The organism is Cryobacterium sp. RTC2.1 (genome assembly GCF_035018685.1).
In the GTDB taxonomy this organism is placed as follows: Bacteria; Actinomycetota; Actinomycetes; order Actinomycetales; family Microbacteriaceae; genus Cryobacterium; species Cryobacterium glucosi.
Genome location: NZ_JASJXJ010000162.1, coordinates 1 through 8,311, shown reverse-complemented (window position 1 = coordinate 8,311; position 8,311 = coordinate 1). Strand labels below are relative to the sequence as shown.

The window sequence follows — 8,311 nt, the reverse complement described above, 5'->3', positions numbered from 1 at the left end:
ATGGGCTCGGATCTCCGCTGACACGATCTCAGTTCCGCGCTACGTAGAGGCGATTCGGCGACACCGGCTGCGAAGTGTTTCCTTCTCTTCCCTCCGTCTCTCTTCTCACCGAATTCGTAAGGGTGACCGAGAGCTCAGCAGAATCACATCACGGGCGCTATGTTCGCCAGAGGCAAGTACAAGCTCTACCGCGAGGTAATCCATACGCTAAACGGCATGGGGGCGTCGTGACCGCTGGGCGCGGTGGCCCCGAGGCTCTCCCTGACTGGTGTTTCCACCGCGAGGCCGACGGCGATCTTGACATTGAGATGGAACGACGAGCTCCGCGGGGGCTACGAGCCAGCGGGCCGTATGGCGGGGGACGTGTGGAGCTTGTCGCTAACTCTTGTGTTTTGACCGTTCCTGGCGAAGGAGAGCACGACGCCGATTGCCACGAGGGTCGTGAGCAAGGCTGTGCCTCCGGCCGAGATGAAGGGGAGGGGAACTCCGAGCACGGGGATGAACCCCAGAACCACACCAATGTTAACGAGGGCCTGGCCGATGATCCAGACCATGACTGTTGCGGTGGACACTTTGGCTTGCAGGTGTGTTGTGGCGCTCATGATTCGGATGAACCCGACTGCGAGGAGTACGAACAGGAGGAGAACGGCGACGGCGCCGATGAGGCCAAGTTCTTCGCCGATGATGGCGAAAATGTAGTCGTTGTCGGCGGCCGGTAGCCAGGACCATTTGGCCTTGGAGTTGCCAAGGCCAACGCCGAGGACTCCGCCATTGGCCAGCGCCCATGTGCCGTGCAGGGGTTGCCAGCATGAAGCCGAGATCGTCCCGGTCGTGGTGTCGCATCCAGTTCCAAAGAAGCTGAGGATACGCGTCAACCGATTAGCGCTTCCCGCGGCAGCGGCGATAGCGCCCACAGCGCCAATTCCTAGGGGAATCGCCAGCATGCGCAACCGTACGCCAGCGAAGAAGAGCGAACCAAAGAGCATCCCGGCCATTATGACGGTCGTACCGAGGTCACCTCGGATCATGACAAGCATGACCGCGGTCCCGCCGACTCCGAGGACGGGGATGAGGACGTGTCGCCAGTCGTCGAGTTGGTTTTGCTTGTGAGCGAGGATCGTGCCGAGCCAGATGGCCAAAGCCACCTTGATGGCTTCGGAGGGCTGGAATTGGAAACTGCCCACTGATAGCCAATTGGTGTTTCCGGCGACGGTCACGCCCAGCGGAGTGAATACCAGGCATTGCACGAAGCAAGTGAGGATCAAGGCCGGCCACGCGATCCGTCGCCAAAATTTGAGCGGAGCCCGGCTGACGAGGAGCATCAACGGGATGCCGACCAGGGCCACGAAGCCCTGGTGGAGGAGCACGCCAAAGAATCCGCCACCGCTCAGGTATGAATCCACCGACGAGGAAGACAAGACCATGGCCATTCCGAACACGACCAAGAACACTGTCGTGCCCAACAGCAGGAAGTAATTCGTTGGCAGAGCATGAAAAATTCGCCTCACCCGAATCATTCGCACTTGGGGTATCGGCGCCGACGCGGTGTCTGCCGTGGCAGGGCGAACGGACCTCAAAGTGGAGCGAGTGCGCAGTGAATTTTTCATGTGGTCTCAGATTTCCCGCGTGCCCCATCAGTAAATGGCACTTGTTGGAAAGAACCAACCAACCATCAAAAATTGTGGCCGGTCCTCCTGTGACATGCCCGTTGGACTATCCTCCCTCAGCGGCACAAGAATTATCGCAGGGTGGAAGCGTGTCGCACGACGCCATCTACGGGCTGGCTTCAGCTGTCATAGGCCCGGGACAGGTGACATCGATCCCTTCATCGTCGCGCCGATACACCTGGATGCGGACTGGGCAACCGGGCCACATCACGAGCAACCCGGTGAGGCAGCCTCACGGTTTCAGCGAGACAACGTCAGAGGAAATGGGCACTGACCTCCGCTGAAGCGACGTCAGTGCCGAGCCAAATATGGGTGATTGGGAGCCCGGTGTTGAGTGCTCTCCTCTCTTTTTTTCCTCATCTTCACATCCAGGCGCCAGCCTCTGACGGACAAAGTCGCCAGGTGATTTCGGATTCGGATCGTGGTCGGCGCGACGAAGTCGATGGAAAGTGGGTGACCAGTGCCGCGCCAGTCCACTGACATGTGGTCGAAGAGGCGGCGTTTGATCGTGTTCCACCTGCCGGTACCGGTACCGGTGCCGGGAGGCAGCAGCCGATCGTAATGCTCAGTCCGCGTTTCCTGAGCCATGGCGCCGAGACCTGCCCTGCACCGGGTCACGAAGACCGACACGGGACACCATGACCAGCTAGCCTGGTTCCTCAACCGCAATCTGGTGTGTTTTCGTGCTGGTCTTTTGGCGGAGCGTTCACAATCGGTTATCGGGGTGGGGGTGTCGTTGGCTGGGTTGCTCGGGGTCGGTTCTTCCCTGGGCGGCTTTCGTCCCCGTGGGTCCGCCACCTGGGCCGCGTAGAAAATAGGCTGAGCCCACGGCTAGGAGCGTTCCGATTGAGGGTCCGAGGAGGTATACCCAGGTGTGGGTGAAGTCGCCGCGAACGAGGTCTGGGCCGACAGTCCGGGCGGGATTCATCGAAGCCCCGCTGACTGGGCTCGCCCATAGCCCCGCCAGAATTATGTACCCGCCCACCGCAATCGCCGAGAAGGATCCAACGTTCTGCGCCCCGGATGCGGAGCCCAGAATTGTGCTCACCAGCCCCATAGTCAACAAAGCCTCGACGACGAGCGCTTGCGAGTCCGTGAAGGCAGGACCGGGGACTGTCTCGCCGTTACCTCCGTGTGGGCCAAACACGGCTATCAGGGTTAGTGATGCCAGGATCGCGCCGGCCAACTGGGCGAGGACATATCCCGGCACTCGGCGCCAAGGAAAGTCACCTCGCAAGGCGAAGGCAACACTGACCAGCGGGTTGAGGTGAGCACCGGATACGGCGCCCATGAACAATATGATGGCCGCGACCATTAACCCTGGCGCCGTGACACTGGCGCCGCGGCCGACGTCCCCGTGGGTGAGGGAATCGACTGTTCCTGCTCCAGCCGCGACCAGAACCAAAAAGTACGTCCCGAACATTTCAGCGCCAAGTCGAGTCCATTCTCGATTCCGGTTATTGAATTCATGGACCCAGCCGCGGTCCCGTGGCGACAGCCCCAAATGCCCCACGTCACGGCCCGCAGAAATGATCACGGCACGCCTACGCGCTGATGATCTGCACGGGGACCTCGGCGTCCTCGTCCACGTAATTCGCCGCGCAGATCCGGTGATAACCATCGGCGATCTGCGCGACGCGACCCTTGCCGATCTGACCTCGAATGATCAAACACGGCGACAGCTGGACGCCTGCGGCTATGCGGTCCAATTCCTTGGCAACATCCGGGTTGCTGCGCGGCAAGAGCGGCAACCCACAACCCCGCAACAGGTCCTTGGCCTTGAAATGGACGACCCGCGTCCCCCTCAACTGTTTCACAAGCGCGTCAATCGCCTTGGGCTTCGCGTTCAGCGACAGATACGATCTCGCCGCCGCATAATCGTGTCCCGCCACATCGACCCGCCACCGGAGCACCCCGGCTTTCGGCGCCTTTTTGTCAGGGACCTGTTTCACACTCGTGCTCATCATGATTTCTTTTCCCTTCCTCGCGGCCGGGACGTCATCTTCTTGGTCGTAAAGCTGCACGGCGCGACCGGACGCCAACGCGAGCTGGCTCCGAAGCTAGTGTGGATCGCATGTCCGGTCAAGAGCCTCCCCGATCCAACTCGCCCCGACAAGCGCCCGGCGGACGTGAACGCCACTGGAGTAGCCGGTTCATCCATCGAGTTGGCGATATCACTGCACATGCTTCTTTCGGTCTCACTGCCGCGTTCATCACTCTGCTGTGGTTGTTTTCGGGCCTTCTCCTAGGCTTTCCTGCCTGGTGGGAGACGGCCCTCACGACCGTGACCGCCACTATCACCCTCGTCATGGTTTTCGTCATCCAGCACACTCAAGCTCGACAACAGGCCGCGACACAACGAAAACTAGACGAGCTATTACGCGCCCTACCCACAGCCGACAATCGCCTCATAGCCGTGGAAGCAGCACCAGACAAAGAACTCGATGATCTCGCCGACCGCAACCTCACCCACCGCGAACAAGCCGTCCACAATGCCACGCCACAGCCCTAAAAATCGTCCAGGAGCCTATGGCATGGTCCCGGGCCCCGCCGCCTGTGCCGGGAATCTCAGGAGCAAAACAGTGGGTGTTCGAGATGAACACGTCTTCGACACGCGCTGCCAGCCAAGCTGCGTCTTTATACTGGGCGCAGTAAAGCGGCAATCCGCTTGAACCCTGAAAGAGGAGATGGACATGACGCTCACTGAAGAGATCGATGCTTTGGCAGAAGACGTGCGCGCCAAGTGGTTGCTCGTTGACTACGGTCTGCCTCTGGACGTGTTCATGAAAATGGTCGCGGCCGAGAGCACGCGCACGTGGGAGGCGCTTCGCCTCATCGCGAGGCGTGTTGACGCCGGAGAATAGATCCGACAGAGCCCAGCATTGGCGTGGAAGACGAATTATTTCACCCGGGTAGCGGCACAGTCCACAAAGATCAGATCGGTGTCGGCCGGGGTGGGCGACACCTGCGTATGTGTTTCGCCGGCGATGAGGTTAGCTTCGGTCCTGCCCACTGCGTCTCGCGCTTTCGAGAAAGGCTTTCACGAGGGGTGACCTCGTGCGGTGTATTTCGTTGACGATGTGGATGGTGCTGCCCACTAATTGCCGCGAAGGGTGAATCGGCGCCGGGTCAGGGGCTGTTGGTCGTCACGATCGTCGTCCGTGCCGGTCTCTGGGTTGTTGGAGTGCCAGGAGAGGCTACTCACACCCTGCTCGAGAGAGAGCCGGGTGACCAGTGTGTCCAGTAACTCAGGTGCATTTCCCTCGATCAGGAGCTCAACCTGGAGTTGGACAAGACTGGTGCCGGTGAGGGACTCTTCCGGGGAATGATTTGCAACACTTCGCAAGACGAATGCCGGTCCTGACAAAGCCTGAACGAGTTGAGCTCGAAGGTGCGGTTCATGTTTGCGGCGAACAAGGATTAGGAGAGTGTAGGAGCCGACTGACTCTTCCTTCGTAGCGGGGGCGCGATCAACCAACCGCCCAAGCGGACGAAGTAGCAGGTGTATCGCCAGCACGACCGCCGTTGTTGTCAGGGCGGGTATGAGATGTCCGGCAGCGGCTTGACATCCCACGGCGGCCGAGCACCAGAGAGTTGCCGCGGTGTTCAGCCCCTGCACGGTAAAGCCCTGCCGCAAAATCACCCCACCGCCGAGAAAGCCCACTCCCGAAACGACATACGCCGCAATTTGCAGCGGTGCCTGGGGAACACCGGCTTGCTCTCCGAACAGCACAAATACTGCGGCACCCGCCGCTACGAGGGCCTGAGTCCTCAGCCCAGCCGTTCGTGAGCGAAATTGACGTTCGAGACCGATCATCAGGCCACACCCGGTGGCTAGAAGCAGGCGAAGCGCGAATTCAAAATCCGTTGGGTTCACAGCCACTCACTCTTCTTTGTATGTTTTTTAGAATGTGACGGTGGGCAGTGTTTGTCTGATGGGGTGGTCTTGGGGGGCTTCGGATTCGATGTAGTTGCAGATAGCGACTATTGCTTTGTCTTGTTGTGTGAGGTGGCGCTGAAGTCTGCGGCATTCATGGACGACTGCTTCTGCGTCAAGGTAAGTCTGCTCGGCGCGTTGGGTACCGGCCCGGCCGAGTACATCTTGCCCGACCATGATGACGAACATGAACACCAGTTGGAGGAGGCTGGAAATAAAGAGGAGAAACGCGAATGGGTAGGGGTCGAAAGTGATGATTCCGGTCAAGGCCAATCCGATCCACCCGAACTGGAAAAACACAGCAAAATAGAAAGCCCACATTGTGCTGACGGCCCTTGTAATTGCGGCAGCGATACGACCATTGAGTCCCACATATTGCTCCCCGACCGTAGTCGGTGTTATCGTCTCCCTTTCCTTCACCCGCGGGTGCGCACTCGATTTGACCAGATCGACGCCCTTGTTGAGGATGCGGTCTTGTTCCACCAGGTGGGAATGCAGTGTGAGGACCTCGCTGAGAATCGTTTCAGCGTCTCTGAAGGTGCGTTCGGAACGATGATCAGAACTGCGGCCGAGTACACCCTGGCCTACGAGGATCACGAACACGAGTACCAGCTGCACCAAGTTACCCAGGAACAGTAGGAAAGGGAACGGGTAAGGGTCAGTCTTATGTAACGGTCCGACGCTGGCCAGGACAATCCAGACGAATACGAAAACGATAGTGATATAGACGGACCACATAGATCCGACCTTGCTGGTAAGGAAAAGTCCAAGTCGAGCATTTAGGCCAAGATGTTCATTCTCACTGGCCGCAGCAGCGTCAGTGGGCGCCGTTCCCTTGGAAGGTCTCAATTCGCGGGTGTGGTCCATGACGCTCATGATAAGCGACGTGTAGATCCTCACAGACCTGGGTTGCCAGTGTTGGGGCGGCGGTTTGACTGGCGCTTGGTGGCCGGTCGCTCCCCACGGCCTCCTCGCCCGGGTCACAGCCCATGGACTTATAACCGCCTGACCCCCGACGAACTGAAAGGCTCCACCGCGAACCTCGTTTGGGGGGTGCGTTCCGCGAAGATGATCGGCACGCACTCCGAGTGCGCCGTAGCCTGTACTCGGACCGTCTCCCGTAGTAGTCGGCTGCGAGGGGGACCGAAGTGCCAATTTCTGCTGGGTTGAGAACCCGTGCCTGGGTGGCCGCGCTGGCCATCGTCGGTGGGGCATTGGTCGCGATCCCGCTCGCCGCGGCCCCACAGGCCGCCGAAGCGCTCACCGGATCCGAGTTTGATCCGGGCTACATCATCTCCGACCAGAACTTCTTCGACACCAGCACCATGTCGGTAGGGCAGGTCCAGGACTTCCTCAATGCGCAGGTTTCGTCCTGCTCGAGCGGTTATGTCTGTCTGAAGGACTACACGATGGCGACCTATGACCGGGCCGCCGTCGAACCAGGGCACTGCTCCGCCTACGCCGGTTCCGGGAGCGAGTCGGCCGCCAGCATCATCTTCAAGACGGCGCAGGCCTGTGGGATCAACCCCCAGGTGCTGCTGGTGCTTCTGGAGAAGGAGACCGGGCTGATCACGGACACGTCGCCGACCGACTCGACGTACCGCAAGGCCATGGGCTACGGATGCCCGGACACGAGCTCGTGCGACGCGGCTTTCTACGGCTTCTACAACCAAGTTTACAAGGCTGCGTGGCAGTTCCGGCAGTACTCCAACTACCCGGATCGCCACTATCAGATCGGCAATGTTTCCGTCGGATACCACCCGAATGCCGCCTGCGGGGCGACAGACGTGGACATCCGGAACCAGGCAACGGCTGACCTCTACAATTACACGCCCTACCAGCCCAACAGTGCGGCACTTGCCAACCTCGGCGGTACCGGTGACGGTTGCTCGTCCTACGGCAACCGTAACTTTTGGGTCTACTACTCGAACTGGTTCGGTTCGCCCACCGGCGTGACCGCCAGTCCCTTTGGCGTCGTCGACTCCATCACCGCCTCACCCGGTAACTTCAGGGTCAGCGGCTGGGCCATTGATCCCGACACCTCTGCCCCGGTGGCCGTGCACGTTTACGTGGGGAGCGTGGGGACCGCCTTCAGCGCGGACCTCGTACGTAACGACGTCGCGGCCGTCTACACGGGCCTCGGATCCAACCACGGCTTCGACGTGACCGTGCCGGTGACGTCCGAGGGACCGAACACGGTCTGCATCTACGCGATCAATGTCGGTCCTGGCTCGAACGTGCAACTCGGCTGCCGATCCATCACTGCGATGAGCGGCTCACCGATCGGCTCAATCGACGGGATTAAGGGCGTGACCGGCGGCGTCAACGTCTCAGGGTGGGCTCTGGACCCGGATTCTACGGACCCGATCGCGGTACACCTTTACGTTGACTCGGTCGGTAAGGCCGTCTCGGCGGGGATGTCACGCCCCGATATCGCGGCGGCATACCCGGCATACGGCGCGAATCACGGTTACAGCGATACCCTCGCGGCGTCGCCGGGACCGCACTCCGTCTGTGCGTACGCGATCAACACCGGTATCGGCGGGACCACCGTGCTGGGCTGCCAGAACGTGGTCGTCCCCGATAGCGGGTCGGGCGTGCAGGATCTGGGCCGGGCGCCGATTGGTGCACTTGATGCGGCAACTGTCGCGAGCGACGGCGTGACTGTGTCGGGTTGGGCCATCGATCCGGACACGACCGCGTCCAT

7 protein-coding genes and 1 pseudogene are annotated in these 8,311 nt (G+C 60.4%); 3 read left to right on the top strand and 5 right to left on the bottom strand.

Going from position 1 to position 8,311, the window contains the following annotated elements:
- Nucleotides 1-332: 332 nt before the first annotated feature.
- From QN357_RS16065 to QN357_RS16060, 3 genes are all read right to left on the bottom strand, one after another.
- A complete protein-coding gene (locus tag QN357_RS16065) occupies nt 333-1,517 on the bottom strand; it encodes an FtsW/RodA/SpoVE family cell cycle protein (RefSeq protein ID WP_327014470.1) in 1,185 nt (394 codons plus the stop codon).
- 856 nt (nt 1,518-2,373) lie between these two features.
- The gene (locus QN357_RS19605; protein WP_369125156.1) at nt 2,374-3,288 is read right to left on the bottom strand and encodes an MIP/aquaporin family protein; all 915 of its coding nucleotides are present in this window, start codon (nt 3,286-3,288) and stop codon (nt 2,374-2,376) included.
- Entirely contained in the window at nt 3,212-3,691 is a 480-nt protein-coding gene (locus QN357_RS16060) for a hypothetical protein (RefSeq protein WP_322136696.1), read from the bottom strand. The genes QN357_RS19605 and QN357_RS16060 overlap by 77 nt, the downstream gene beginning before the upstream one ends.
- A 50-nt stretch (nt 3,692-3,741) precedes the next feature.
- On the opposite strand from QN357_RS16060, the gene QN357_RS16055 reads away from it, so the two are divergent.
- Both QN357_RS16055 and QN357_RS16050 read left to right on the top strand, forming a co-directional pair.
- Nucleotides 3,742-4,179, top strand: coding sequence for a low affinity iron permease family protein (locus QN357_RS16055; RefSeq protein WP_322136695.1), 438 nt, complete (start codon nt 3,742-3,744; stop codon nt 4,177-4,179).
- 181 nt (nt 4,180-4,360) lie between these two features.
- On the top strand, nt 4,361-4,531 hold the full coding sequence (locus QN357_RS16050; RefSeq protein WP_322136694.1) for a hypothetical protein: 171 nt from the start codon (nt 4,361-4,363) through the stop codon (nt 4,529-4,531).
- A gap of 233 nt (nt 4,532-4,764) precedes the next feature.
- Here QN357_RS16050 and QN357_RS16045 read toward each other — a convergent pair whose 3' ends face one another.
- Together QN357_RS16045 and QN357_RS16040 are read right to left on the bottom strand one after the other, a co-directional pair.
- Nucleotides 4,765-5,550 carry an MgtC/SapB family protein gene (locus QN357_RS16045; protein WP_322136693.1) on the bottom strand — a complete coding sequence of 262 codons (786 nt, stop codon included), beginning with the start codon at nt 5,548-5,550 and terminating at the stop codon, nt 4,765-4,767.
- 21 nt (nt 5,551-5,571) lie between these two features.
- The gene (locus QN357_RS16040) at nt 5,572-6,471 is read right to left on the bottom strand and encodes a DUF1003 domain-containing protein (RefSeq protein ID WP_323505190.1); all 900 of its coding nucleotides are present in this window, start codon (nt 6,469-6,471) and stop codon (nt 5,572-5,574) included.
- Between the two features lie 281 nt (nt 6,472-6,752).
- On the opposite strand from QN357_RS16040, the pseudogene QN357_RS16035 reads away from it, so the two are divergent.
- A pseudogene (locus QN357_RS16035) lies at nt 6,753-8,311 on the top strand (hypothetical protein); the annotation flags it as partial.

Coding starts and splice junctions, on each gene's coding strand:
- QN357_RS16065 (WP_327014470.1), bottom strand. CDS start 1,517: ATGATTCGGGTGAGGCGAATTTTTCATGCTCTGCCAACGAATTACTTC.
- QN357_RS19605 (WP_369125156.1), bottom strand. CDS start 3,288: ATGGTTATCACCGGATCTGCGCGGCGAATTACGTGGACGAGGACGCCG.
- QN357_RS16055 (WP_322136695.1), top strand. CDS start 3,742: ATGTCCGGTCAAGAGCCTCCCCGATCCAACTCGCCCCGACAAGCGCCC.
- QN357_RS16050 (WP_322136694.1), top strand. CDS start 4,361: ATGACGCTCACTGAAGAGATCGATGCTTTGGCAGAAGACGTGCGCGCC.
- QN357_RS16040 (WP_323505190.1), bottom strand. CDS start 6,471: ATGGACCACACCCGCGAATTGAGACCTTCCAAGGGAACGGCGCCCACT.